Here is a 24,845-nt window from a genome sequence, read left to right as displayed (position 1 = left end):
TCACGGCGAATGCCCGGGTAGCCCGTCGGCATGAGCGAGCGGCACATCATCGAGCGGGTTCCCAAGCAGATCTTCGTCGATGGCGCCTGGCGCGGGTCGGCCGACGGCGGCGTGTTCGAGGTGGCCGATCCCGCGAACGCCTCAACATTGTGCGAGGTCGCGGACGGTCAGGCCGACGACGCGAAGGCCGCGGTGGAAGCCGCCGTCGAGGCGCAGGAGCAGTGGGCGGCCACGCCTCCGAGGCAGCGTGGCGAAATCCTGCGCCGCGCCTGGCAGCTGATGACCGATCGCACCGACGAACTCGCCACCCTCATGACACTGGAGATGGGCAAGAGCCTCACGGAATCGCGCGCCGAAGTGGCCTACGCGTCCGACTACTTCCGCTGGTTCTCCGAGGAAGCGGTCCGCATCGACGGCGACTACGCGCGAACGCCGGACGGCAAGGCCCGCATGATCGTCACGAGACAGCCGGTAGGCCCCTGCCTGCTGATCACACCGTGGAACTTCCCGCTCGCCATGGGCACTCGCAAGATCGGGCCCGCTGTGGCGGCGGGCTGCACGATGATCGTCAAACCTGCGCAGCTCACGCCGTTGTCGATGCTCACGCTCGCCGACCTGCTCACCGAGGCCGGGCTCCCCGGCGGAGTGTTGAACGTCGTGCCGAGCACCTCGGCGAGCCGGATCGTGAATCCCGTCCTCGCCGACCCTCGCATCCGCAAACTCTCGTTCACGGGATCGACGGAGGTCGGCCGCACGCTCGTGCGGCAATGTGCGCCGAACCTCACGCGCATGTCGATGGAACTCGGCGGGAACGCGGCCTTCCTCGTGTTCGACGACGCCGACCTCGACGCGGCGGTGGAGGGAGCGGTCACCGCGAAGATGCGCAACAACGGCGAGTCGTGCGTCGCGGCCAACCGCTTCCTCGTGCAGTCGTCGATAGCCGAGGAGTTCACCGTCCGGCTCACCGAACGTATGGCGGCCCTGCGGATGGGACGTGGCACGGAACCCGATGTCGTCGTGGGACCTCTGGTGAACGAGGGGCAGCGCGGCACGGTGTCGGAACTCGTCGAGGACGCGATCGCCCGTGGCGCGCTGGCGACCACGGGCGGGGAGCCGGGCGAAGGGGACGGCTACTTCTACCGCCCCACCGTGCTCGCCGACGTTCCCGACGACGCCAGGATTCTCCGCGAGGAGGTGTTCGGTCCCGTCGCTCCCGTAACGACCTTCGCCGACGAGGACGAGGCTCTGGCCGGGGCGAACGACACCGAGTACGGACTCGTCGGCTACGTCTTCACCCGCGACCTCGACCGCGCTGTCCGCGTCGGCGAGGGCCTCGCCACCGGCATGGTGGGCATCAACACCGGGCTGGTCTCCAACACCTCGGCCCCGTTCGGCGGGATCAAGGCGTCCGGCTTCGGCCGCGAGGGTGGTCACGAAGGCATCGCCGAATACCTCGACACGAAGTACCTGTCGCTGGCGCTCCGGTCGTAGGCGCGGCTCACCCGCGCACACCTCAGCGACTGGAGACACTGGAGCCACCGGACGCGGACCGGCGATCTCACGGCACAGGGCTCACCCTGGAGACATGACCTCCACTGGTACGGGAGTGCAGCGGATCCCGGCCGCACCTGGCGGTCGATGCTGGATCTGCGGTCGTCCGGCAGTGTGCGGAGAACGTCTGCCCGGACGCAGGCATCGAACCCGACTGCTGTGCAAGCACCACGCCGACGCCGTTTTCAATCCTCCAGCTCCCCTGCGCGCACATGACCACGCATAGCCGTGCATGACGGAGCCTCCACCCGGACAGCGCTCCGGCCGTAGGCGCGGCTCACCGGGTGTGCCGTCGCACCTCGTGTTCGGCCGCCTCGAATGCCGCCCTCGCCGCATCGGCCCTCCGGCGTGCCTTCGCCTCCTCTCGCTCGGCGGCGCGGAGTTCCTTGCGTGCCTCGTCGCGCGCGCGGCGGGCCCGAACCTCGGCCTCCCTACGTCGTGAGTCCGCGCTCTGCGCGCCCGCGGCAGCCTCGGTGGCCTCACTGCGCCTGGTGCGCCAGGACGACCCGGTGGGTTCGGCATGCTCGGTGGCCGCCGACGAGCCGGTGGGCTCGGCGCTCTTCGCCTCCTGCCTCGTCCTCCGGGCTCGGGACCGGCCGCGAGCAGCGGTGCCGCGCGGCGTTCCGGCAGGCAGCCAGGCCGCCCCGAAGACGTCCGGTGGCGACAGCGCAGAGGTCAGCCGCCCCTCGATCACCACGCGAGCGGAGTCCTCGTCGCCGACCGCCGCTTCCAGCGTGGCCGCGACCTCCTGCGCGACGGTCTCACCGACAGCGCCCGAAGCGAGCGAGCGCGCCTTCTCGACCAGGTCCCGGACGCGGTCGTTGCGCTCGTGTGTCAGCTCGCGCAGGCGGTCACCGTCGAGGTCCCTGTGCGCCCGCCTCAGCCGGTCCCCCAGTTCGGCCAGCGCGGCGACGTCCTTGCCCCGGTGCCGCGCCAACCCGTTCACCAACGCGGCGGCCGTGGTGGGTTTGCGCAGTTTCCGGATCCTCGCAGCGAGATGTTTCTCACCACGATCCCTCGCCTGCGCCGCCCGCTGGTCACGCACCGCGACGAACTCACGGGGATCGACGCCGTACAGCTCGTCCACCACGCCTTCGAACGGATCGGTCGCTCCCATGCGTCACAGGCTGCCCGCAGGGCGGCCGATCAAGCCATGCCCCTTCGCGGTTACGGTGTCACAAGGAGGATCGACATTGAGCATTGACACTATCGAGTTCTACTGGCGCCCCGGGTGCCCCTTCTGCGCGATCCTGCGGGGTCGCCTGCGGGAGAGCGGCCTGCCGGTGCGGGAGACCAACATCTGGGAGGACTCCGGCGCGGCAGCACGGGTGCGCTCTGTCAACGGTGGAAACGAGACCGTTCCCACCGTCTTCGTCGGAGACCACGCACTCGTCAACCCGAGCATGGACGAGCTGACCGCGGTGATCGCGCGGGAGGCTCCCGAGCTTTTCGGCCTCGCCCAGCCGTCGGTACAGCCTTCGGCTCAGGGCTATGGCGCCCACGGCTTCCAGCACTGAGCCGGACCGCCCGGCTTCACCCCTGTTCCGGCGCCGTCGCCGGCTTGATCCGGAACACGGGGTGCTTCCCTGCGGCGGTCCGTAGTTCGTCGTCGGACGCGTCGGCGGTCACCCCGTCGAAGAACGCGCCGACCTCCCATGCCCAGCGGCGCAGGTAGGCACGCAACACAGGCAGCCGGTCGTCGTCGAGAATCTCGACTCCCTCGAACCACTCCTCGCGCTTGCCCACGCTGAGCTTGCCGATTCCCGCGGCCCTCAGATTGCGAACCCACTCCGTGTTGCCGCGTGCGGCGACGAGGTACTGCTCGCCGTCAAGGGTGAGCACGTTCACCGGCGTCGAGCGCATGATCCCGGTTGTGCGCCCCGCGACGGAGAGGACCCTGCTGCCCCACAGGCTCATCCCTCGCCGTGTCAGCGCGGCGACAGCGCGGTTCATCGCCCTGGCACCGCGCCCAGGGCGCAGGTAGTGAGTTGTGGCGTTCCCGCCTGCCCCGTCATTCATGTGAACACCTCTCTCTTATGAGAGCACCGCTCTCAAAATCCGCCCCCCAGTGAACACGAAGCCGCACGACAAAACAAGAGCAGTGCTCTCTATTGTGTTCGGCGATCTCAGCTATGTCAGAATTCCTCCATGACTCAGACCCCTGCTCATCGGGGCGCGCGGCAACGCGCACGGGCGGAGATCACGCTCGAGATCAAGGACGCGGCAAGGCGGCAACTCGCCGTCCAGGGCGCTCAGGCGCTGTCCCTTCGCGCCGTCGCCAGGGAACTGGGCATGGTGTCGTCGGCGCTCTATCGCTACTTTCCCAGCCGCGACGACCTGCTCACCGCCTTGATCATCGACGCGTACAACAGTCTCGGCGAAGCCGCGGAGACGGCCGTTCTCCGCCACGAACACCCACGCGCGCAGTGGGTCGGGGCCTGCCACGCCGTGCGCGAATGGGCACGTCGCAACCCTCACGAATACCTGCTCGTCTACGGCTCGCCTGTCCCCGGCTACCACGCGCCGCAGGACACCATCGGCCCCGCGGGCCGCGTTCCACGCGCCCTCGTCGCCGTGCTGCGGACAGCGGTGGCACGCGACGAGATCACCGGAGACGCGAAGGAGGAGCTGGAGGCGCACGACCTGCCCGCCGCGCTGCTACCGCAGCTCGACATCGTGGCCGCCGCTCTCGGCGAAGTACCCGCGCCCCTGCTCGCGCGAGGACTCGCCGCGTTGACACAGCTGTTCGGCATGATCGGTTTCGAACTCACCGGCCAGTTCACGAAGAGTCTCGACCCTGCCGATGCCTTCGTCTCTCACACGATCGAACGAATGGCCGACTTCGTCGGACTTGCCCCGCCATGCCGGAATGGCGAGTGACGGGCGGGGGCGCGACCATCGACAGGCGAACGGTGCGAACCGATCGAACAGTCGGTGAAGGAGACGCCATGGCCACACGCGACGCGACCACTCACTGGAAGGGCGGGCTCAACTCGGGAACGGGCACGCTCGCGCTCGACTCGTCGAACTCGGCGCGGTTCACCGTGACGTTCCCCCGCAGGGTCGGGGAACCCGAGGGCACCACCAGTCCGGAAGAGCTGATCGCCGCAGCGCAGGCATCCTGCCTCGCCATGAACCTCGCGGGGACGCTGGAGAAGGACGGCCTGACTCCGAACACCATCGACGTCACCGCCTCGGTGACGGTCAACCCCACCGACGGTGGCCTCAGCATCGACACCGTCGCCATCACCCTGCGCGCGGCTGTGGACGGCGTTGACGAGGAGCGCTTCAGCGCGCTGGCACAACGCGCCAAGGACACGTGTCCGGTGAGCAGGGCACTCGCGGGTACCACGATCACGATGGACGCGGCACTCGCCTGACGCCGTCCCTGCCGGATCAGGCAGGCGGCGCCAGCACGACCACAGAGTTGTGACCGCCCATACCCAGCGACGACTTCACGGTCAGCCGGTCGTCCACATCGACGAGCCCGTGCAACAGTCTCGGGTGCGCCCGCGCGACCTGCGGCGGTGCGGGAACCTGACCCCGCTCGTAGCCGAGGGCGGTGACGGCGACCTCGACCGCCGCCGCCGCACCCTGGCAGTGCCCCACCAGCGGCTTCACCGAGTACAGGCCCACGCCGTCAGGGAACAACTCGTCGGCGATGGCCGCCTCGGCCGTGTCGCACTGGCGGGTGCCGGGGCCGTGGGCGTTCAGATAACCGACCGCGTCCGCACGCACCCCCGCGTTGTCGAGTGCCTCCCGGAAACTACGCCGTACCTGGGTCAGCTCAGGATCGATCGACGTGGCGTGGTGTGCGTCGTGCGACATGGCCCCGCCGAGCAGCGTCGTGTAGGGCGTACCCGACCGCCTCGACAGCACGAACCCCACGGCGGCCTCGCCCATCACGAACCCGCGACTGCCCTCCTGGAACGGCCTGCACCCGTCGAGGGGATCGGTATCGACGACGGTGACGCCGAGCCGGACGAAGTGCCGCACGTTCTCCGGTGTCAGCGACAGGTCGGTGGCCACGAGCACCACGTCGTCCACGACACCGGCGTCCAGCCACAGTTTCGCGGTGAGCAGCGCCGCGTTGCCGGACGCGCACATGGCAGACACGTTCATCGCGGGGCCGTGGAAGCCGTACTCCTGCATGAGTGTGGACATCGGCGTGGACGGCATAAGGGCGAGGTAGTCCCTCGCCCTGAGGTCACCGTGTTCCCGCAGGTAGAAGTCGCGCCACAGCTCGACCTCGCCGAGTACGACCGCGTGGAGCAGGCCCACGGTGCGGCCCTCCTTCCACCCTCGCCGGTGTGCATCCTCGATCGCCTCGCGCGCCGCGGCGCGCATGGCTCTGGCGAACCGCCCTCTGCCGTCCGTGGGGTCGCCCCCTTCGGGAACCCTCGCGACCCAGCCGTCCTCGGCACGGGAGATGCCACGGTCGTCTCCGGTGTCCCCGGTGTCCCCGGTGTCCCCGGTGTCCCCGGTGTCCCCGGTGCCACAGCCGTACCCCGGGGTGAGGACCGCAGCGGGCTTCGCCGTCCGCAAGCCCTCCCACAGGGCCTGCTGTCCCCAGCCGTAGCCGGTGACGGCGCCGACTCCGCAAATCCCGATTCCGCCTCGTGGACTCAGCATGATCTCTCACTTCCGTTCACATTCCTGACCGGCCGGTGCGTCCCGTGCCGAACGGCGCGCACCGAAATGGCCACCTACTCTGGTGACGGCCCGTCGAGAGACTCACGATGCGTGCCGCAACAGATGAGGAAAGATTCCTCCTATTCGCCTAGCGGTGATTTCGTGCTGTAATCGAACTCCTGGTGACGAGCAGTGGATGGACTGATCATGGAGGCGTACACCCGCGACGAGGTTTCCACCTGGGAGAGCCAGGAGGACGTCGTCGAACTCGCGCTCGCCGCGAACGCCGCAGGCGCGTGGTCTGTCGTCCTCCCCGACTACGACGTTACGTGGAGCGCGGAACTCCCCGGTGTCATCGGAGCCGAAGCCGGCGACCCCCGCGCGGTGCGGGAGCGGCTACTCGAATTGATCGCGCCGTTGACCGTGGCCGCGAAAAATTGCCCTGTGTGGCACAATTTCGACCTTGAGCAGTGCCACACGACGCCCGGCGGTGAAACCCGATGGACTCGCTTTCTCGCCCGCGCTCAGGGCAATGCCGTCACCGGCACGGTGGACCGGCTGGTGGGAATCGCCACTGACGTGACTGAACGGCACGGCAACGCGCAGGCACTGGCCGATCTCGCTGACCGCTATCGCCTGCTTGTGGAGTTCAGCCCCGACGGCATCTGCGTTCACCAGGACGGCGATCTCGTCTACGTCAATCCCGCCGCTGCCCGATTCGTGGCGGCCGGTGAGCCCGGACAGTTGCTCGGCCGTCCGATCATCGACTTCGTGTGCCCGTCCTCGGTTCCGGAACTGCTGCGGCGGGTGTCCTCCCTTCGCGGGCCCGGCGAGGCGACGGAGCCGACCGAGGTGCGGCTCGCGCGGCTCGACGGTGGGTCGATGCTCATCGAGTCGGTATCCGTGCGCACCACCTGGAAGGGCAAGCCCGCATACCAGGTGATCATGCGCGACATCACGGCGCAGAAGGCCGTGGAGACGGCGCTGCGCTATCAGGCGGCGCTGGTGCGTCACGTCAGCGACGCGATCATCGCGACCACGCCGGACGGCATGGTGACGAGCTGGAATCCCGCCGCCGAACGGGTCTACGGCCACAGCGAGGACCTCGCGCTCGGCAAGCCGGTCGGCGAACTGGTCGGCGCGACACTCGATCCCGAAGCGGTCGTCGGTCAGGGCGGTGTCGTCGAGGCGGAACATCGCAGGGCCGACGGGTCGGTGCTGACCGTGCGGGTGTCGGCCTCCCCGATGGAGAGCGGATACGTGCTCGTCTGCGCCGACGAGACAGCACGCAGGGCAGCCGAACGCCGGTACCGGACCGTGGTGACGGCGCTCGACGAGGGTGTCGTGGTGATCGACGGATGCGGATTCGTCAGCTCGGCCAACCCGGCGGCGGGCCGGATACTGGGTCTTCCGGTCGAGACGATGATCGGTTGCTCACCCACGCTGTTCCCGCTCGCCGACGAGTCCGGCGCCCGCATCCCGCCGAGTGAATACCCTTCGGCGTTGACGAGGACCACCGGCATGGCGATGAACGGTCGTGTGGTCAGGGCCAGGCGTCCTGACGGACGCTGGGTGTGGTTGTCGATGAGCTGCCGCCCTCTCGACGGCAACGCGAGCCCGCCCCACCAGGTGGTCACGTCGTTCACCGATATCACCGAGCGCAAGGCCATCGGTGAGCGGCTCGAACACGACGCCACCCACGACCCGCTGACCAACCTCGCCAACCGCACGCTGGTGCTCCAACGGCTCGCGGAGGCGCTTCGCCAGCCGCACGGCCGGTCGCGAGCGTGCGTGCTGTTCATCGACCTGGACAAATTCAAGGTCATCAACGATTCCCTCGGCCACGGGATCGGCGACAAGGTGCTGCGCATCGCGGGCCGGCGGCTGAAGAACTGCGTTCGCCGGAACGACCTTGTCGGCAGGCTCGGAGGTGACGAGTTCGCCGTCGTCACGTTCGGCGTCGAACACAGCAAGCAGATACAGGCCCTCATCGACCACATCCGCAAGGCCCTCACCGAACCCATCAACGTCGAGGGCCGCAGGCTCCGCATCGACGCGAGCATCGGTGTCGTGACGGCGCAGGAGAACGACGAACGCTCGGCCGAGGACCTGCTTCGCGACGCCGACGTGGCGATGTACCAGGCGAAGACCAGGGGACGCGGCAGGCACGAGTTCTTCGACGTCGAGCTGCGGGAGCGGGTGCAACGGCAGCTGCGGCTGGAGCAGGATCTCCGCGAGTCCGTGCGGGGCGGCCAGCTCTGGGTCGCCTACCAGCCCGTCGTGGACCTGCGCACCTATCAGCGGGTCGCCGTGGAGGGTCTGCTGCGCTGGCAACACCCCACACACGGGCCGATCTCACCGGCCGAGTTCATCCCGCTGGCCGAGGAGAGCGACCTCATCACGCTCATCGGCGGGCACATGATGCGCACGGCCACTCGCGAGATGGCGAAATGGCAGCTGCGCTGCGGCACGCGCACGAGGCTCACCGTGAATCTCTCCGCGCGCCAGCTCGAGGACGACTCCGTCGTGGCCGCCGTCAACGACGCGCTGCGCAGCACCGGATTCCCGCCGGGCGAACTGTGTTTGGAGATCACCGAGAGCGCGCTGATGCGAGACCCCGAAGCCGCGGCCGACGTGCTCACGTCCCTTCGCGACCTCGGGGTCCGGCTCGCGATCGACGACTTCGGCACCGGTTACTCGTCGCTCGCCCAGCTCTGGAAACTGCCCCTCGACACGCTCAAGATCGACCGCTCCTTCGTGGCGGGGCTCGACAGCGGCGACAAGACCGACGCCGAGGCGATCATCAAGGGCATCGTCACGATGGCCCACTCGATGGGACTCACCGTCATCGCGGAAGGCACCGAGAACGAGCGGCAGGTGGCGATCCTGCGGGAACTCGGCTGCGATCAGGCCCAGGGCTTCCACTTCGGCAGGCCGGCACCGGCCGACGATGTGTTCGGAAGCTGACACATGATTTGCTGACACATGATTTGCTGACACAGGATTTGTCCGCACAGGATAATCCCGCACAGGATTATCTCGCGTAGGATAATCCTGTGCGCTTCCTCAACCGGGTCGATGAACTCGCCTTCCTGCGCAGGCGGCTCGCCAGTGACCGAGCCGAACTGCTCGTCGTCTACGGCCGTCGCCGGGTCGGCAAGACTGAACTGCTCAACCACCTGGCCACCGAAGTGCGATCGTTCGTGCTGGAAGCTACCGAGACGGTGAAACACGAACAGCTTGCCGACTTCACCGCCGAACTGGCTCGGGTGTCGGGCGACGACCTGCTGGCCAGGCAAGCCCTGACGAGCTGGGACGCCGCGCTGGCCGCGATCGCGCGGTTCGTGGGGAAGCGCCGCACCCTCGTGGTCCTGGACGAGTTCCAGTTACTCGCAAAGCAGGCTCCCGAACTGGAGAGCGTGCTCAGCCGCTGGTGGCGCACCACAGGACGGACTCTGCCGATCGTGCTCGTCCTCGCGGGCAGCGAGATCTCGTTTTTCGAGGACGAGGTGCTCGCCGGACGCCTCTACGGCCGCCGCACCGGTCAGCTCAAGGTGGAACCCTTCCTCGCGAAGGACGCAGGGCTTTTCCATCCCGCGTACTCGGCGCAGGACAGAATTCGGGCGTTCTCCGTCTGCGGGGGTGTCCCGTACTACCTCGACCGGTTCACCGACGACCGCCCGCTGCCCGACCATCTCCTCGACGAGGTGTTCGACCGGGGTGGCCTGCTCCACGACGAAGCCGAACTGCTGTTGCGGCAGTCCCTTCGAGACCCTGCCGGACACGTGGCCGTCCTGCGTTCCATCGCCGACGGGCACAATCGCAACAGCACCATCGCCGCGCGGACCGGTCTCGAACCCGCGACCGTCACGAAACTCCTGCGCACACTGGAGCGCCTGGGACTCGTGGAACAGCAACGGCCGGTCACCTCCTCGGGGCGCAGCAAGAAGACGGCGTACCGGGTGTGCGACCACTTCCTGCGCTTCCATTACCGGTTCGTGGAGCCCGCCCGCACGCGGACCCGCACGCGTGAGCTCGCCGAGGACTACCTGCGTGGGGTGGTGCTGCCCCAACTCGACCACCACGCTTCGTCGGCGTGGGAGGACGTGTGCCGCGAACACGTCCTCCTCACCTTTCCCGAGGCGAGCCGCGTCGGGCGATGGTGGGGCCAGGCGCCGACCGGGGACGGCAGGCGCACGGAGGAACGGGAGATCGACATCGTGGGCCTGGACACGCAGGCACGGGTGTCGGTGGTCGGCATGTGCAAGTGGACAGCCTCGCCTGTCGATTTCGACGAACTGAATCTGCTCGATCGACTGACCCCGTTCGTCGAGCGGGGAGCACAACCGCATCGGGTGCTCTGTTCCCGGTCGGGATTCTCACCGCGCCTGCGCGCGTACGCCGCCGAGGACGACACGCTCACGCTCCTGACTCCGGAGGACGTCACCGCGGCACCCCCCTCGACTTCACGAGGGGCGTAGGCCCACCTCACCACCCGGCACGAGCGGAGTTCGGCATCGCGGTCGGCCGAACTCGCCCTCCGTACCCCGTCATGCGCCCACCACCAGCACCTCCAGCGTCCTCGGGCCGTGCACGCCCTCGACGCGGTCGAGTTCGATGTCACTCGTGGCCGAGGGTCCGCTCACGAACGTCAGCGGGCGCACCGGGTCGAGCTTCCTTAACGCCTCGGGCACGCTGACCTCGATGCGCTCGGCGTGGACCACGCAGAGGTGGTAGTCGGGAACCAACGTGAGCATCCGCCTGCCCTGCGCGAGGCCCGCGTCGAGCACGATGGTGCCGGTCTCCGCGACGGCCACCGCACAGCCTGTCAGCACCCCGTCAGCTGAGTCCACTTCGGACACGCTGAGCGGCGGTTCGTCGAGCAGCCAGCGGATTCCGCCCACTCGCCAGGGCTCGGGCAGATCGGGCGGTGCCACCACCGCCGACGCCCCACGGCTCATGAGGCAGTCGTGAATACGCTCCGGCAATTCCTCCTCGGAGACGCGGTGGACCACCGCCCTGTACTCCTCGACCCGCTCGACGAACAGTGCCACCGGATCGTCCACGGCGCGTGCGGTGTCGTACTCCCTCGGCACGGACACGTTCGCGGGCCGCGACCCGCGAGCCTCGCGGATGCGGGCCAGTATCTCGCTGCGAGCACTATCCACGGTTGCGCCTCCACCACATGCGGAAGGACTCCTTCGGCACCGAAGGCACATCCCGCGTCGCCGTCCACTTCGAACCCGGCCACGGCAGCTTCGTAAGCATGCCGTCATCGCCTGCGAGCAACCGCGACAGCGACCCCGCTCGCTGAGCCGCCTCGTACCGGCGCGGGTCGCGGAAAACCCACGCCGCGCTCGCCATGGCCAGCGCCTCGGCATTCCGTGGTCGAGCCTTCACGGCCCGCGCCCTCAGGTGGGTCAGCACCTCGGGAATGTCGATGCGCACGGGACAGACCTCGTAACACGCCCCGCACAGCGACGAGGCGTACGGAAGGGAGGCCGCCTGCTTGTCGCGGAGGTCGCCCGCGAGCTGCGGCGCGAGGATCGCGCCGATCGGCCCCGGATACACCGACCCGTACGCCTGCCCGCCGGTGCGCTCGTAGACGGGGCACACGTTCAGACACGCCGAACAGCGGATGCACCGCAGAGCCTGCCTTCCCACCTCGTCCGCGAGCGTGGCGGTGCGGCCGTTGTCCAGCAGCACGAGATGGAACTCGCCAGGGCCGTCCCCCGGCGTCACCCCCGTCCAGACCGACGTGTACGGGTTCATGCGCTCCGCCGTTGACGACCGGGGCAGCAGTTGAAGGAACACCTCGAGGTCCCGCCAGGTGGGGACGATCTTCTCGATGCCCATGACCGTGATCAGCGTCTCCGGCAACGTCAGGCACATGCGCCCGTTGCCCTCCGACTCCACCACGACGATCGAGCCGGTGTCGGCGACCGCGAAGTTGGCACCGGAGACCGCGACCTTGGCCGAGAGGAACCGCTCCCGCAGATGCCTGCGCGCCGCCTCCGCGAGGACCTTCGGATCGTCGGTGGCCGGGGCATCAGCCATCGTGCGCGCGAAGATCTCCCTGATCTCCGCGCGATTGCGGTGGATGGCAGGCACGAGGATGTGGGAGGGCCGGTCGTCACCGAGCTGCACGATCAACTCCGCGAGGTCCGTTTCGACGGCCCTCACACCTCCGGCTTGGAGATACTCGTTCAGCCCGATCTCGGCCGTCGCCATGGACTTCACCTTCACGACCTCGTCGGCGCCCTTCGCGCGAACGAGGTCGAGCACGATGCGGTTGGCCTCCTCCGCGTCGCGAGCCCAGTGCACCACACCGCCTCGGGCGGTGACGGCCTCCTCCACCCGCACCAGGTAGGTGTCGAGGTTGGCGAGCACCTCGTCCTTGACGGCCTCACCCGCCCTGCGCAGCCGCTCCCAGTCGGGCAGCTCGTCCACGGCCCGTGCGCGCTTGCTCCTGATCGTTGTCGTCGCCTTGCGGAGGTTGGTGCGTAGCTGCGTGTCGCCGAGCGCGGCACGCGCGGCGCGGGGGAACGTCGGGCTTCCGAGCCACGTCACCGGGTTGCGGCCCACGGTTCCTCCTCCGTACTCGCGAGAATCTCGGCAAGGTGCACGGTCCGCACGCCGGTGCGTAACCGGGAGAGACCTCCGCCGATGTGCATGAGACAGGAGTTGTCGCCTGCCGTGAGCACCTGCGCGCCCGTGTCCTGCACGCAGCGCATCTTGTCGGCCAGCATGGCTGTGGAGGTCTCGGCGTTCTTCAACGCGAACGTGCCGCCGAAGCCGCAGCACTGCTCCGCCTGCGGCAGTTCCACCAGTTCGAGGCCCCTGACGGCGCGCAGCAGGCGCAGCGGTCGATCTCCCACACCCAGCATGCGCAGCGAGTGGCACGTCGGGTGGTAGGTCACCCTGTGCGGGAAGTACGCGCCGACGTCGGTGAGGGCGAGCACGTCGATGAGGAACTCGCTGAGTTCCAGCGTGCGTTCGACGGCGGGGCTCGTGCCGCACACCCGCGGATGGATTTCACGGACCATGCCGACGCAGGAACCCGACGGCGCCACCACGTAGTCGTATCCGTCGAACACCTCCGCGTAGCGAACGGCGAGCGGTGTGGTCTCGTCCCGGTAGCCGGTGTTGAAGTGCATCTGCCCGCAACACGTCTGGCCGAGCGGGAAATCCACCTCGCAACCGAGCCGGGTGAGCAGCCGCACGACGGCCTTCGCCGTGTCGGGGTACAGCGTGTCGGTGAGGCAGGTGGCGAACAGGGCCACCCTCGGTCCGCTCGCCGTGGTCACAGGGCCCCACCCCCGGCTCGCCGTGCGGACCCCAAAAGCTCGTCCACAATCCGGACGGACATCGGGTATCTCGGGCGATGCGCCGGGCTGGTCTCAGGCAACACGCGGCGAGCGTAATCCCGCACCCCGCCGCACGCCAGGCACTGAGGATTCGCCGCGTGCGAGGCCGTTTCGCCGCTGACGCGAGAAGTCGCCTGCCACCGTGCCGCCCCGGCCGACTCCGCATCCGGCACAGCGGCGCGGACGGCTGCGGAACGAGACACGGCCGCCCGGTAGGGGCATCCGACGCCCAGCTCGTTTCGACGTACCCGCACCCATCGCGCCCGGCTCGCGTCCGGCCGGCGTCCGGCGAGTGCTCATCCGGCAGCGCCGACGAGACGGAGCCACCCGGCAAGCGCGTCGAGGTCACCGGTGGCACCGCCGTCACCGGCACTGCGAAACCCCACGTGCCCGTCCGGTCGCACGGCGAGTATCCCGCGCCCCGGCCTGCTCGTGATGCGGTGGACGTGCACCCTCGAACTCGACGGCAGCCCGTCCGGTCGCGGCGCGTCCCGCGCCAGCAGCACATGGATTCCGGGAGCCGCCGTCACCACGTGCAGCCGGGTACGCACCCCGTCGCACGTGACCTCCTCGTCCGGCATGCGGTCGCCCGCGTGCGGGCCCCGGCCTCGTGCCCCGCCGTCACGCGACAGCGGGCTGGTCCGGTACCGCACCCAGCCCTGCGACAGCAGCCGCACCACCGGAGCGAGAAGCGTGGGCCTGACGAACAGTGGGACGACGGGGGCCAGCAGGGGTGCGACCGTGCCACGCAGGAACGCGGTCGCGGGGTTGGTGGACGCCTCGGCGAAGAACACCATGTGGGTCAGCGCGAGAACCTGCCTCGCAACGGGACGGCGCTCGGATTCGTACGAGTCGAGCAGCGCGGCCTCGTCGGCGGAGCCGGGGGCGAGAGCGAGTTTCCAGCCCAGGTTGACCGCGTCGAGGATGCCGGTGTTCATGCCCTGCGCCGCGGCGGGCGAGTGCGTGTGCGCAGCATCGCCGACGACGAACAGCCTGCCCTTCCGAAACGACGTGGCAAGCCGGTGCTGCAACCTCACCTGAGCCGACCACGCCTGACGCCGGACCATGACGCCGAGGCCTGCCGTGTCGAGAAGCCGTTGCAGCTCCGGCGAACTCAGCTCCCGACCGGGCTGGCCGAACGGCGCTCCGCCGCCCTCGCCCTCCCGCGTGGCGAGCAGCCGCCACGGCGCTCCCTCCCCGAGTGCGAACAGGAAGACAAGGCCGTCCCGGCCTGCCACGACGTGCAACACGCCGGGCGAGAGGTCGCCGTCGAGTTCGAGATCGGCGAGCACCACCTCCTCGCGATACTCACCGCCCTCCCAGCCGATGTACGCCGCACGCCGCACGGTGCTGTCCTGCCCGTCGCACCCCGCGACGAACCGGCATTCGACCGTCTCCGTCATCGCACCGCCGTTCTTCTGAAGTGTGACCCGCGCGGCGGCATCGCCGTCCGCGACATCGACGGCCTCGACCCCGCGCTCCACCTCGATGCCCCGGCTCAGGAGCGCGTCGATGAGCACGGCCTCGACATCGGCCTGCCGCAGCAGCGTCAGGTGCGGGTAGGCAGTGTCGCGCAGTGCCACGTCGGCGAGTGCGGCCCGCACGGTGCGCCGCCCGAGGTGCAGTTCGGCCTCAGGAGCGCGGTCACCCCGATCGAGCAGTTGGTCAGCGACCCCGAGCGGGCGCACGCTCTCCAACGTGCGAGGGTGCACGATCATCGCCCGGGACGGGCGGAAGGGCAGCGGCCTCCGTTCGACGACCCTGACCACCGCACCGTGGTCGTGCGCCTGCAAGGCCGTGGCGAGCCCGGCCGGTCCCGCGCCGACGACGACGATGTCGGGGTGCGCGCTCAGGTGACCCCGACCAGCTGCCACCATGTCCCCTTCCCCTCCGGCGTGTGCCGATCCAGCAGGCCGGGGCCGGCCAGCACGTGGCCGGGACGGAGCCCGGGGAAGACCCGGTAGTCGATGGAACCCGGCTCGCTCACGAGTTCCAGCACGCGCCACAGCGATCGCGCGTAGTGCTCGGCGCGCTCGGCCCCGTCCCATTCGTAGATGCCCCGGTATCGCCCGTGGTCGTCGTGAGCGACCCAGAGCTTGGACACGAACCCGGGAAATCCCACGAAGAACGGCGTGTTGAGGATGCTCTCGTACTCGAAGACCGTGTGCCATCGTCCTCGGACGAGGCGCAAGCGGAACGTCACCACGAGCAGGCAGGGCGCTCTCGGTCCCGTACCAGGCACGACGGTCTCGCGGTAGACGCGGCCGGTGGCGCCGTCCGCGAAGGTCAGCTCGCGCCCCACGTTGTGCCGGGGCAACGCGATCTTCCGGCGCGCGAGCAGCACACCGGTCCTGATGACACACCGCGCCGTCGCACGCCAGGCGACGGATCTCGGGAGCGGACCGGCCATCGTTCCTCCCCGGGTGGACAACGGCCATGGTCCCCGCGGAAGACAGGCGGGGCCCAGTGGCGAAAGTCCCGAGCCGAGCCCGAGTCGGCAGGCGGCGTGCGGGAACCGCACAGAGGGGCGCGGCGCGGCGACCGGGGAAATGGGGTGGAAACGAAAAAACCGCCCCGGCACAGTCCGGAACGGTTCTCGCTTCGAGGTGGCCAGGGCCGGGGTCGAACCGGCGACCTTCCGCTTTTCAGGCGGACGCTCGTACCAACTGAGCTACCTGGCCGTAACGCCGGTATACCACCGGAACGCCGTGGCGACCCTGACGGGACTCGAACCCGCGACCTTCGCCGTGACAGGGCGACGCGCTAACCAACTGCGCCACAGGGCCTTGACTATTCAGTTGTTCGTACTCCCAACGGGATTCGAACCCGCGTTGCCGCCTTGAAAGGGCGGAGTCCTAGGCCGCTAGACGATGGGAGCCCAGTCGGTTCGGCGAACCGATCGACCGTGCTCTCCAGGTCCCCCTGGGAGCGATGATTAGTTTACGGTACCCGCTCCACCCCTTTCAAAGGGGGGTCACTTAGCCCCGAATCACGCTCACGACCTGCATAAACGCCATTTCGATCAGCAACCCGGCCGCCTGCCGCCGCCGGAGCGCGTTCCGCCACCGATCACCTGCGGCAGAGGCGCCGGAAGATCCCGCTCTCCACTTCCCCCGAAGAAGGTGCCACCGCACCGCCACCGCCGATCACCCACGGAAGAGACGCCGGGACGTCCTGTTCTCGCGTCACCTCAGAGCAAGCGCAACCGCACCAACCGCTTGTCGTGCCGGGGATGTCGTCGTCTCCACAGCGCCTGCGCGTGGCCGCGTGTCCACGACCCCTGCACATGGTTGAGGGGAGCCCAGGCAATGAACACGAGGCGTGCACATGAGAGCCGTGCGCCCCACGTAACCCTTGCTTCTGCCCTTCGGCTGTTCAGTGCTGCACCGGGCTGCGTCCGGTGTCGTCGGGCGCGAGCCCCAGCATTTCGAGGAGCTGCGCGCAGTCTTCGGCCCCGGCCGCGCCGTGTGCGACCGCGAGGCGAGCCCTGCGCACCTGGTCGTCGGAGATCCGGGGCGTCTCGCGGCCCGCCCTCTGCGCGGGCACGCCGCCGTACCCGCCACCGTGCCCCTCCCCCTCGTACCGAAGGAGAAACTGCCGCACCTCAACCGACCCTTTCATGGGCTCCTCCAAGGGGCTCGACTGTTCGGCCGCGAGGCTAGCGAGCCACAGGAAAGCACCGCAGCCCCCCGGAGAGTGAACTGATCCTTACTCAGAGTCGCCGAATGTGACTCCGGCACCGCATGGGTGATGAACGCCACCCGTCCATCGAGCAACGGCCGGACAACCTTTTTTCGACTCAACACTCGCGATCGTGCTGGAGGTCGTGTAACAATCGACGTGCTGACACACCCCCGGTCAGCGCCTGTGGAGATCCCCTCCGGCCCCCGCGTTCCTCCCCCTGGCGCGGGGGCCTCTCCATGTCTGGACCCGCTTCACGGCCAGGCCGACCGCCTATGACAATTGTGCTCAGGGCCACAGCTTGCTGATCGCCGAAACCCAACCGTTATCGTGTGGGCGTGCCTCTTCCCTCATTCGGACGCAGCCGAAGCTCGAACAAGGCCGCGAACCCCGAGCGCCGCCAGGACAGGCCCGCGCCCGCAGCAGGCGAGCCGCAGGCCGACGACGCCGAGCTGTCCAGTTACCTCGCGGCGCTGGCGCCCCAGAGCGACCTGGAAAGCACCGGCTCAGGGCGCAGGTTCGGGGAAGCGCAGGTCTTCCAGATGAGGTTCAGCCTCGCCGCGAGCCAGCAACTCAAGGAACTCGCCGCGCGCTTGGGCACCTCTCCGCAGGCGCTGGCTCAGGAATGGGTACTGGAACGCCTAGCCGAAGAGTCCGGCTCCGACAGCCCCGCGCAACCGGCGGCTCGGAACGTCCCCCGAAGCCGGGACTTCCCGCAGGGCCAGCACCTCCCGGAGGACCAGCACTTCCCGGAGGCAGGTGACTTCCCGCAGAGCCAGCACTTCCCGCAGGCAGGGCAGCCGACGGAAGCCGCGACGGAGGAGCTGTTCCTCGACCAGCACCAGTGGCCCGGCGAGCCGGTGCCAGGCCGCCACGGCTGAACCGCGTCAGCGGACTGACACGGCCCCGCACACGAAAAACGAGCCCCAGCGATGATCTCGCCGGGGCTCGTTCTCGTCAGTGGGATTCAGGTCCTCAGAGAGCCCGCACCCTCTGAGCCTGCGGGCCCTTCTGGCCCTGGCCGACCTCGAACTCCACACGCTGGTTCTCCTCCAGCGTGCGGAAGCCGCGGCCTTCGATCTCCGAGTAGTGGACGAACACGTCGCCCTCGCCACCGTCCTGGGCGATGAAGCCGAAGCCCTTCTCGGCGTTGAACCACTTCACAGTGCCTTGCGCCACCGCTGTACTCCTCGTTGCTGTTCCGCATGGACGCCGCCTGAGGCGATGTCCTGGCCGTCCCGGGCGGTTCCAACGAGACGAGCACGTGAGCGCGTTCGGCTAACGGCTCGCGTCAGAAGTTCCGCGAGTGTGAAGCCACGAACACGCAAAACGACGGCCACCGAGAAGCCTACCGGCATTCGCCGGTTTGCGAACCCCCTTATCGCGTGGTTGGCCCGTCCGGGCGGATCACGGAGGGAGATCGCGCGGAGACCCCTCGACCGGAGACGGGACGCGACGATTACATCTCGCACACATCCCTCCGAAGCGGGAACACGGAGAGGAGTCGAAGACGTCATCACTATGGGCGAGGCACCACGAATGTGTGAGTGTGATCACCTTTCGCGAGGGGCAACGAACAGACATTCCACGACGTCAGTCAGGTACGCGGGGAGAAGGGGAACCACATTGACGGACTCGATGCCGGCACCCAGAAGAAGATCACTTGCAGTCCTGGCTGCCGCGCTCGTCGCGGCCCTCGGACTCACGGCCTGTACAGGTTCGTCCGGCGGCGGCAGCACAGCACAGGGCGCGCAGGGCGACGATCCGGCGGCGAGCCCTCCGGCTGCGGTCTCCCTCGAACCAGGTGCCGGAAGCGACGGCATCGCCCCGCGCGACCCGGTTTCGGTGACCGTGGAGAACGGCACGATCGCCGAGATCGCCCTCACCAACCCCGACGGCAAGGAAGTCGAGGGGGAGCTTTCGGAGGACAAGACCAACTGGACCGCCACCGAAGCGCTCGGCTACGGCAAGAAGTACACGTGGTCCGGCAACGCCAAGGGCGCCGACGGGAAGGACGTGCCGATCAAGGGCTCGTTCACCACGGTGAACCCCTCCTCGACCAACGGCGTCAGCTCCAACGTCGGTGACGGCAAGACCTACGGCATCGCCATGCCGATCTCGTTGACGTTCGACGCGCCGGTGAAGGACAAGGCCGCCGTGGAGAAGGCGCTGCACGTGGAGACCGCACCCGAGAACGAGGGCTCGTGGGCATGGCTTTCCGACAGCTCCGTCCACTGGCGGCCCAAGGAATACTGGCAGCCGAACACCGAGGTCAAGCTGAACGCCGAGCTGTACGGGGTGCACTTCGGCGACGGTGTCTACGGCTCCAACGACCTCACGGTCGAGTTCTCCATCGGCCGTGCCCAGATCGCGAAGGGCAACACGCAGACCCACCGGTTCGAGATCTACCGGGACGGCGAGAAGGTGGCCGACTACCCGGCGAGCTACGGGCGCGAGTCCGACCCGAACCTCGTCACGCGCAACGGTGTGCACGTCGTGATGAGCAAGCACGCCAAGTACTTCATGAACAACCCTGGCTACGGCTACGAGGACTTCGAGGTCAACTGGGCCGTCCGGATCTCGAACAACGGCGAGTTCACCCACGCGGCACCGTGGTCGGTCGGTGACCAGGGCAGGGCCAACGTCTCCCACGGCTGCGTCAACCTCTCCGACGCCAACGCCAAGGAGTTCTACGACAGCGCACTGCCGGGCGACCCCGTGGAGATCACGGGCAGCTCGCAGGACCTGAAGGAGCGGGACGGCCTGTACTACGACTGGATCTACTCGTGGGAGGAGTGGCAGTCGTTCTCGGCGCTCGACGGCTGAGCACGTGCGAATCCGTTGTGGCGGTGGCCGCTTTGCGGAGGCCACCGCCACAGTGCGTTCAGCAACGCCGGTTAGCGTGGTGCGGGTGAGCACAACCGCACAGAACTGGCCTCCCGTCGAGGTCGAACCACCGGTCCCGCACCCTGACGCACCGGCGCCGGGCTCCGCGCTCGGCACGCACTACAGCCAGTGTTTCGGCTGTGGCGACGAGGTGGATGCCGGGCTGCGTATGCGCTCCACCGTCGGTGACGAGGAGCATATGGTCGTCTCGACCTTCACCGTCACCAAAGAGCATCAGGGGGCGCCGGGGCTCGCCCACGGCGGCCTGCTGACGTGCGCGTTCGACGAGGCGCTCGGCACGACGGCAGGCCACCTCCTTCGCGTTCCCGTCGTCACGGGGAGACTGGAGACCGACTTCCGCAAGCCGGTGCCCGTGGGATCGACGCTGTACATCACGGCGAAGCTCGACGGTGTCGCGGGGCGGAAGGTCTACGTCAGTGCCGAGGGCAGGCTCGACGCCACCGACGGTCCGCTGGCGGTCGAGGCGCGGGCACTGTTCGTCACCGTCGGCGTCGAGCACTTCGTCGAGCACGGAGACCCGGCGCAGCTCAAGGAACTTGGCGAGCGGCACGCCGACTGGGACGTCAATCCTTGATCTTCTTCTCCGTCCTCAGCATCCTGATCACCGCCGTCCACTTCTACCTGTGGAAACGGCTGATCCTCGACACCACACTGCCAGGCTCTCTCGCCCGCCGCATCGGCACGATCGCGCTCGTGGTGTGCGTGGCGCTGATGATCGCCGCGTTGTCGCTCGGCACCACCGTGTCACCGCAGGTCGCCAGGTGGTTCGCCTGGCCGGGGTACCTGTGGCTGGCGATGTTCTTCTACCTGCTGCTGCTCCTGCTCGCGCTGGAGCTGCCGAGGCTGGTGCTGCGGAGGTGGCTGCGTGAGGACGACGGGGACGGCAGGGGCGGCAGGGACGCCAAGGGCGGAGCCAAGTCCGACATCGCGGCAGCCTCGGCTGCTGATCCGGTGACTGGCACCGACCCGGCAGCCGCCACCGATATTGCCCCGGCATCGGACGCCGGAACGGACGCCGTCCCCTCTGATCGGTCACCGCGCATGTCACGGCGGCTGCTGCTGTCCCGAGGGTCGGCGGCACTCGCCGGTGCGGTGTCACTGGGCTTGGTCGGTTACGGCACGACGGTGGCCATGGGCCCACCCACGATCACGCGCGTGCCCATCACGCTGCACAGGCTCGACCCACGCGCCGGTGGTTGCCGGATCGCGTTGATCAGCGACGTCCATCTCGGGCCCATCATCGGCCGCGACTTCACCCAGCGGATCGTCGATCTCGTGAACGCCGAGCGCGTTGACGTGGTCGCCATCGCGGGTGACCTGGTGGACGGCGACGTGGCCGACCTCGCCGACGCGGCGTCGCCGCTCGCGGACCTGCGCAGCACGCACGGCACCTTCCTCGTCACCGGCAACCACGAGTACTACGTCGGCTACCGGCAGTGGATCGACTTCGTGCCGAACCTCGGCATCCGGCCCCTTCGCAACGAGCGCGTCGAGATCCGCCACCGGGGCGGTGTGTTCGACCTCGCGGGGATCAACGACGCCACCGGCTACCAGTGGCAGGACCCCGGCGACGTCGGGAAAGCACTCGCCGGAAGGAACGCGGAGCGCGTCGCCGTGCTGATCGCCCACCAGCCCGTTGACTTCGACGACGCGGTTCGCCACGACGTCGATCTGATGCTGGCCGGGCACACGCACGGCGGGCAGCTCTCCCCCTTCGAACTGGCCGTGAATCTCCAGCAGGGCGCCGTCGCGGGCTTCTACCAGCGCGAACGCACGAAGATGTACGTCACGCGGGGGGCGGGATTCTGGGGGCCGCCCGTGCGCGTCGGCGCACCGCCCGACATCACGATCGTCGAACTGCGGCCCGCTCGGACGCCGTGAGCACCTGGCTCAGGTGAGTGTGCGAGGGCGGACCGTGTTGGCCCGGTCCACGAGGGCGATCCTCGCCCTGGAGTCGTCGGCGAGCCGCGCCAGGGTGCGGTAGCAGCGTTCCAGCCCGAACCGCAGGGCGCGTTCCGTGAACTCGCAGCCGAGGATCGTGGTTCCCGCGCTCGGCTGCCCGCCGGCGGAGAGCCAGTCGAACGCCGCCGTGAGCACCTCCGCCTCCAGCCGGGTCTTGCGTTCGACGTCGAGGTCGAGCCTGCCCACCTGCGCGGCGGCGTGCACGAGATCGGTCTCGGTCACCTGGTGTGCACCCTCGACGAACCGCACCTTGATCGTGACGGCGGCCACCTGCGCCGCCGCGTGATGTGTGGACGAAGGAGGCACCGACTCAAGGACCTCGATCGCGCTCCGGCGACCACCCTGCGCCAGATACACCCGCGCGAGCCCGAACGCGGCACTCACGTAGGACCGGTCGGTGCGCCACACCAGCTCATACAGTCGCGACGCCTTGAAGTAGTCACCGACGGCCTCGGCGGTCACGGCCAGTGCCAGCTTGGGTGCGATCTCGCCGGGAAGCTCGTCGTAGGTGGCTTCGAACGCCACGTGCGCGACCCTCGGCCGCCCACCGGCGAGCTCGATCAAGCCCTTGTACCAGTCAACCCGCCAGTCGTGCGGGAAACCGGACTTGATGGCGAGGTACTGCGCGGCCTGCAACTGCCGGTGCGCTTCGGCCAGCTCGCCCAGCTCGATGCGCGCCCTGACGATCCTCAACCTGACCTCGATCGACTCCCTCGGCGCGTTCGCCAGCGCCGTGATCGCCGTCTGCGGTCCTGCCGACAGCAGTGTCGCCAGCACGCCCGCACCGGGGTCGTCGGTGTCCACCTGCGGGATGGGAAGACCTGCGACCACCTCGTTTGGATCGGGAAGCGGTGGGCGTCCACCGTGCTGGGGCACCACCAGATCGACGCCGAACGTGTTGGTCTCAGGACCGAACACCGTGGAGGCGCCGGGGCGTGGCTTGCCCGTCCCCATGGCGAGGATCTCGCGGAGCACGCCCTGGAGCTGGTCGGCCATGTCCTCCGCGGAGACGAACCTGCGGTCGGGGTCGGCGTGGGTCGCCCTGCGCAGGAACCGGTAGTAGCTGTCGAACAACCGGAACAGCGGCACCTCGTCCCTGCTCGGGATCGTGGTCTTGTACTTGCCGGTGTAGCCGGTGAACTCGAAGCTCAGCACCGCCAGCGTGCGCCCGACGGTGAACAGGTCGGACGCGACGGACGCGCCCTGTGTCGCCAGTTCAGGCGCGCTGTAGCCGCTCGTGAAGAACAGCGGGCTCTCGTAGTCGTCCGTCCGCCGCACGGCGCCGAGGTCGATGAGCTTCAACTGCTCGTGCGTCTGAATGACGTTGTCGGGCTTGAGATCGCAGTACAGCAGGCCCTGGTTGTGGAGGTAGCCCAGCGCGGGAAGGATTTCGAGCCCGTAGGCGATGACCTGCGCGATGGGCAGTGGTTCCGCGCGCCCGCTGCGCCTGTGGTGTTCCAGCGCGAGCTGGCGGAGCGACTGGCCGCCGACGTACTCCATCACGATGTAGCCGACGGAATTGCCGGTGTCCGGGTCGGGATGTTCGACGAAGTTGTAGATCCGGACGATGTTGGGATGCTCGACCTCGGCGAGGAACTTCGTCTCGTTCACCGCGGCGGCGACGGCGGTGGCGTCACCGGTGTTGATCAGTCCTTTGAGGACGACCCAGCGTTCGCTGACGTTGTGGTCCTTCGCGAGGTAGATCCAGCCGAGCCCGCCGTACGCCAGCGCGCCGAGTACCTCGTACTGGCCACCGACCATCTCGTGAGGGTGCAGCTTCGGCAGGAACGAGTACCTCGTGCCGCATTTCTCACAGGTGCCCTCCGGATTTCCGGGAACCCCGTCGCGGCTGCGGCCGACCTTCGCACTACAGCTCCCGCAGTACCGTTTCTCCTCCGCGACGACCGGGTTCTCCAGCACAGCCTCGGCGGGGTCGCGGTAGGGCACCGAGGGAACATCGACGAGCCCCGCACCGAGCCTGCCCCGCCGCGACTTGCGCGACGACGTCCTGCGCGGCCTGCCCGGGTAGCTGCCGGTTCCCGTTCCCGTCCCGGTTCCCGTTCCCGTGCCGGTACCGGTGCCTGTGCCGGTTCCCGTCCCGGTTGAGATCGATCCGCTCGTACTGGGAGGGAGCACGCTCTCGGTGCCGGGGTCGGGAAGTTCCTGCGGTGTGCTCGGCTCCGGCGGCGGCTTCGGCGGTGCGATGAACGTCGTCGCCGGTGCCTTGCCCGCGAGCACACTCGTCGGCTGAGGCGCCTGCGGCTGGGGGACTCCGGTCTGCGCGTGCTGCGCCTGACCCTGCTGAGTCTGGCCCTGCTGAGGCTGGCGGTGCGGTTCTTGACCGTGCTGAGTCTGGCCGTGTTGAGGCTGGCCGTGCGGCGCCTGGCCGTGCGGCGCCTGACCGTGTTGGCCCTCGCCGTGCCCGGCGTTTCCGTGCTGCCCCTGCGCGAACGGCGCTTGCCCCGGCTGCACGGGCGCGGACGACGCCCACCCTGGCCGCACCTGGCCATGCGAGTTCGCGATCGGTGCCGAAGGCTGCGGAGACTCGGCTGGTCGGCCGGTCCCGTCCCCTGCCGCCTGCGGTGTCTCCTGCGGGTGTTGCTGCCGCGATGGCGGCACAGTCTCCGGCGCGGAGTGCGGGTGGGCATGCCGAGGCCCTTGCCTCACCTGACCGGCCCCGGTCAACGTCTCCGCCTCCGGTTGCCCGGTCGGACCGCCGGTCTCGTCCGATGCGGCATGCCGTGG

The 24,845-nt window shown here is 68.8% G+C and carries 21 protein-coding genes and 3 tRNA genes; 10 read left to right on the top strand and 14 right to left on the bottom strand.

Translation table 11 applies throughout. From position 1 onward, the window contains the following. Window positions 1-30 precede the first annotated feature (30 nt). On the top strand, window positions 31-1,491 hold the full coding sequence (locus SACXIDRAFT_RS11640) for an NAD-dependent succinate-semialdehyde dehydrogenase (protein WP_006238755.1): 1,461 nt from the start codon (window positions 31-33) through the stop codon (window positions 1,489-1,491). 337 nt (window positions 1,492-1,828) lie between these two features. Here the strand turns inward: SACXIDRAFT_RS11640 and SACXIDRAFT_RS11635 are convergent, their stop codons facing one another. After that, a complete protein-coding gene (locus tag SACXIDRAFT_RS11635) occupies window positions 1,829-2,668 on the bottom strand; it encodes a hypothetical protein (protein ID WP_006238754.1) in 840 nt (279 codons plus the stop codon). 76 nt (window positions 2,669-2,744) lie between these two features. Here SACXIDRAFT_RS11635 and SACXIDRAFT_RS11630 point away from each other — a divergent pair, with 76 nt between their 5' ends. Next, window positions 2,745-3,068 carry a glutaredoxin domain-containing protein gene (locus tag SACXIDRAFT_RS11630; RefSeq protein WP_006238753.1) on the top strand — a complete coding sequence of 108 codons (324 nt, stop codon included), beginning with the start codon at window positions 2,745-2,747 and terminating at the stop codon, window positions 3,066-3,068. A gap of 16 nt (window positions 3,069-3,084) precedes the next feature. On the opposite strand, the gene SACXIDRAFT_RS11625 is transcribed toward SACXIDRAFT_RS11630, so the two are convergent. Next, window positions 3,085-3,570 (bottom strand): nitroreductase/quinone reductase family protein, encoded by a 486-nt coding sequence (locus SACXIDRAFT_RS11625; protein WP_006238752.1) that lies wholly within the window; start codon window positions 3,568-3,570, stop codon window positions 3,085-3,087. A 129-nt stretch (window positions 3,571-3,699) separates the two neighbouring features. Between SACXIDRAFT_RS11625 and SACXIDRAFT_RS11620 the strand changes: the two genes are divergently transcribed. Next, window positions 3,700-4,431 (top strand): TetR/AcrR family transcriptional regulator, encoded by a 732-nt coding sequence (locus SACXIDRAFT_RS11620; RefSeq protein WP_006238751.1) that lies wholly within the window; start codon window positions 3,700-3,702, stop codon window positions 4,429-4,431. A 68-nt stretch (window positions 4,432-4,499) separates the two neighbouring features. Then, window positions 4,500-4,931 carry an OsmC family peroxiredoxin gene (locus SACXIDRAFT_RS11615; RefSeq protein ID WP_006238750.1) on the top strand — a complete coding sequence of 144 codons (432 nt, stop codon included), beginning with the start codon at window positions 4,500-4,502 and terminating at the stop codon, window positions 4,929-4,931. Window positions 4,932-4,947: 16 nt separating this feature from the next. Here SACXIDRAFT_RS11615 and SACXIDRAFT_RS11610 read toward each other — a convergent pair whose 3' ends face one another. After that, the gene (locus tag SACXIDRAFT_RS11610) at window positions 4,948-6,183 is read right to left on the bottom strand and encodes a beta-ketoacyl synthase N-terminal-like domain-containing protein (RefSeq protein WP_006238749.1); all 1,236 of its coding nucleotides are present in this window, start codon (window positions 6,181-6,183) and stop codon (window positions 4,948-4,950) included. A gap of 207 nt (window positions 6,184-6,390) precedes the next feature. Here SACXIDRAFT_RS11610 and SACXIDRAFT_RS11605 point away from each other — a divergent pair, with 207 nt between their 5' ends. Then, window positions 6,391-9,150, top strand: coding sequence for a sensor domain-containing protein (locus tag SACXIDRAFT_RS11605; protein ID WP_006238748.1), 2,760 nt, complete (start codon window positions 6,391-6,393; stop codon window positions 9,148-9,150). Window positions 9,151-9,239: 89 nt separating this feature from the next. Next, a complete protein-coding gene (locus SACXIDRAFT_RS11600; RefSeq protein WP_006238747.1) occupies window positions 9,240-10,664 on the top strand; it encodes an ATP-binding protein in 1,425 nt (474 codons plus the stop codon). Window positions 10,665-10,733: 69 nt separating this feature from the next. On the opposite strand, the gene SACXIDRAFT_RS11595 is transcribed toward SACXIDRAFT_RS11600, so the two are convergent. From SACXIDRAFT_RS11595 to SACXIDRAFT_RS11555, 9 genes are all read right to left on the bottom strand, one after another. Beyond that, on the bottom strand, window positions 10,734-11,351 hold the full coding sequence (locus SACXIDRAFT_RS11595) for a LutC/YkgG family protein (RefSeq protein WP_006238746.1): 618 nt from the start codon (window positions 11,349-11,351) through the stop codon (window positions 10,734-10,736). Further along, on the bottom strand, window positions 11,344-12,768 hold the full coding sequence (locus SACXIDRAFT_RS11590) for a LutB/LldF family L-lactate oxidation iron-sulfur protein (protein ID WP_006238745.1): 1,425 nt from the start codon (window positions 12,766-12,768) through the stop codon (window positions 11,344-11,346). The genes SACXIDRAFT_RS11595 and SACXIDRAFT_RS11590 overlap by 8 nt, the downstream gene beginning before the upstream one ends. Further along, on the bottom strand, window positions 12,750-13,490 hold the full coding sequence (locus tag SACXIDRAFT_RS11585) for a (Fe-S)-binding protein (protein ID WP_232285293.1): 741 nt from the start codon (window positions 13,488-13,490) through the stop codon (window positions 12,750-12,752). The genes SACXIDRAFT_RS11590 and SACXIDRAFT_RS11585 overlap by 19 nt, the downstream gene beginning before the upstream one ends. Before the next feature lie 356 nt (window positions 13,491-13,846). Then, window positions 13,847-15,427, bottom strand: a complete 1,581-nt coding sequence (locus SACXIDRAFT_RS11580; RefSeq protein ID WP_006238743.1) for an FAD-dependent monooxygenase — start codon at window positions 15,425-15,427, stop codon at window positions 13,847-13,849. Next, on the bottom strand, window positions 15,400-15,960 hold the full coding sequence (locus SACXIDRAFT_RS11575) for a hypothetical protein (RefSeq protein WP_006238742.1): 561 nt from the start codon (window positions 15,958-15,960) through the stop codon (window positions 15,400-15,402). Before SACXIDRAFT_RS11575 ends, SACXIDRAFT_RS11580 begins: the two co-directional genes overlap by 28 nt. A gap of 197 nt (window positions 15,961-16,157) precedes the next feature. Next, window positions 16,158-16,231, bottom strand: a tRNA-Phe gene (locus tag SACXIDRAFT_RS11570). A gap of 28 nt (window positions 16,232-16,259) precedes the next feature. Beyond that, window positions 16,260-16,336 (bottom strand) — tRNA-Asp (locus tag SACXIDRAFT_RS11565). A 19-nt stretch (window positions 16,337-16,355) separates the two neighbouring features. Next, window positions 16,356-16,428: transfer RNA gene (locus SACXIDRAFT_RS11560), tRNA-Glu, on the bottom strand. A gap of 497 nt (window positions 16,429-16,925) precedes the next feature. After that, entirely contained in the window at window positions 16,926-17,171 is a 246-nt protein-coding gene (locus SACXIDRAFT_RS11555) for a hypothetical protein (RefSeq protein WP_006238741.1), read from the bottom strand. A gap of 392 nt (window positions 17,172-17,563) precedes the next feature. Between SACXIDRAFT_RS11555 and SACXIDRAFT_RS11550 the strand changes: the two genes are divergently transcribed. After that, window positions 17,564-18,112 carry a hypothetical protein gene (locus SACXIDRAFT_RS11550; protein WP_006238740.1) on the top strand — a complete coding sequence of 183 codons (549 nt, stop codon included), beginning with the start codon at window positions 17,564-17,566 and terminating at the stop codon, window positions 18,110-18,112. Between the two features lie 94 nt (window positions 18,113-18,206). On the opposite strand, the gene SACXIDRAFT_RS11545 is transcribed toward SACXIDRAFT_RS11550, so the two are convergent. Next, on the bottom strand, window positions 18,207-18,410 hold the full coding sequence (locus SACXIDRAFT_RS11545) for a cold-shock protein (RefSeq protein ID WP_005441988.1): 204 nt from the start codon (window positions 18,408-18,410) through the stop codon (window positions 18,207-18,209). 459 nt (window positions 18,411-18,869) lie between these two features. Here SACXIDRAFT_RS11545 and SACXIDRAFT_RS11540 point away from each other — a divergent pair, with 459 nt between their 5' ends. The 3 genes from SACXIDRAFT_RS11540 (at window position 18,870) to SACXIDRAFT_RS11530 (ending at window position 22,019) form a co-directional block, all read left to right on the top strand. Then, complete coding sequence (locus SACXIDRAFT_RS11540) at window positions 18,870-20,057, top strand: L,D-transpeptidase (protein ID WP_040922139.1); 1,188 nt, start codon at window positions 18,870-18,872, stop codon at window positions 20,055-20,057. A gap of 85 nt (window positions 20,058-20,142) precedes the next feature. After that, window positions 20,143-20,712, top strand: coding sequence for a PaaI family thioesterase (locus SACXIDRAFT_RS11535; protein WP_040922607.1), 570 nt, complete (start codon window positions 20,143-20,145; stop codon window positions 20,710-20,712). Further along, window positions 20,712-22,019 carry a metallophosphoesterase gene (locus tag SACXIDRAFT_RS11530; RefSeq protein WP_040922606.1) on the top strand — a complete coding sequence of 436 codons (1,308 nt, stop codon included), beginning with the start codon at window positions 20,712-20,714 and terminating at the stop codon, window positions 22,017-22,019. The genes SACXIDRAFT_RS11535 and SACXIDRAFT_RS11530 overlap by 1 nt, the downstream gene beginning before the upstream one ends. Window positions 22,020-22,028: 9 nt before the next feature. Here SACXIDRAFT_RS11530 and SACXIDRAFT_RS11525 read toward each other — a convergent pair whose 3' ends face one another. Continuing rightward, entirely contained in the window at window positions 22,029-24,602 is a 2,574-nt protein-coding gene (locus tag SACXIDRAFT_RS11525; protein WP_408640379.1) for a serine/threonine-protein kinase, read from the bottom strand. Window positions 24,603-24,845 lie beyond the last annotated feature (243 nt).

It is taken from the genome of Saccharomonospora xinjiangensis XJ-54 (genome assembly GCF_000258175.1).
GTDB classification, from domain to species: Bacteria; Actinomycetota; Actinomycetes; order Mycobacteriales; family Pseudonocardiaceae; genus Saccharomonospora; species Saccharomonospora xinjiangensis.
Note: the sequence above shows the minus strand (reverse complement) of the source record. Positions and strands in the feature narration are given on the sequence as shown.

Coding starts and splice junctions, on each gene's coding strand:
- SACXIDRAFT_RS11640 (WP_006238755.1), top strand. CDS start 31: ATGAGCGAGCGGCACATCATCGAGCGGGTTCCCAAGCAGATCTTCGTC.
- SACXIDRAFT_RS11635 (WP_006238754.1), bottom strand. CDS start 2,668: ATGGGAGCGACCGATCCGTTCGAAGGCGTGGTGGACGAGCTGTACGGC.
- SACXIDRAFT_RS11625 (WP_006238752.1), bottom strand. CDS start 3,570: ATGAATGACGGGGCAGGCGGGAACGCCACAACTCACTACCTGCGCCCT.
- SACXIDRAFT_RS11620 (WP_006238751.1), top strand. CDS start 3,700: ATGACTCAGACCCCTGCTCATCGGGGCGCGCGGCAACGCGCACGGGCG.
- SACXIDRAFT_RS11615 (WP_006238750.1), top strand. CDS start 4,500: ATGGCCACACGCGACGCGACCACTCACTGGAAGGGCGGGCTCAACTCG.
- SACXIDRAFT_RS11610 (WP_006238749.1), bottom strand. CDS start 6,183: ATGCTGAGTCCACGAGGCGGAATCGGGATTTGCGGAGTCGGCGCCGTC.
- SACXIDRAFT_RS11605 (WP_006238748.1), top strand. CDS start 6,391: ATGGAGGCGTACACCCGCGACGAGGTTTCCACCTGGGAGAGCCAGGAG.
- SACXIDRAFT_RS11580 (WP_006238743.1), bottom strand. CDS start 15,427: ATGGTGGCAGCTGGTCGGGGTCACCTGAGCGCGCACCCCGACATCGTC.
- SACXIDRAFT_RS11575 (WP_006238742.1), bottom strand. CDS start 15,960: ATGGCCGGTCCGCTCCCGAGATCCGTCGCCTGGCGTGCGACGGCGCGG.
- SACXIDRAFT_RS11555 (WP_006238741.1), bottom strand. CDS start 17,171: ATGAAAGGGTCGGTTGAGGTGCGGCAGTTTCTCCTTCGGTACGAGGGG.
- SACXIDRAFT_RS11540 (WP_040922139.1), top strand. CDS start 18,870: ATGCCGGCACCCAGAAGAAGATCACTTGCAGTCCTGGCTGCCGCGCTC.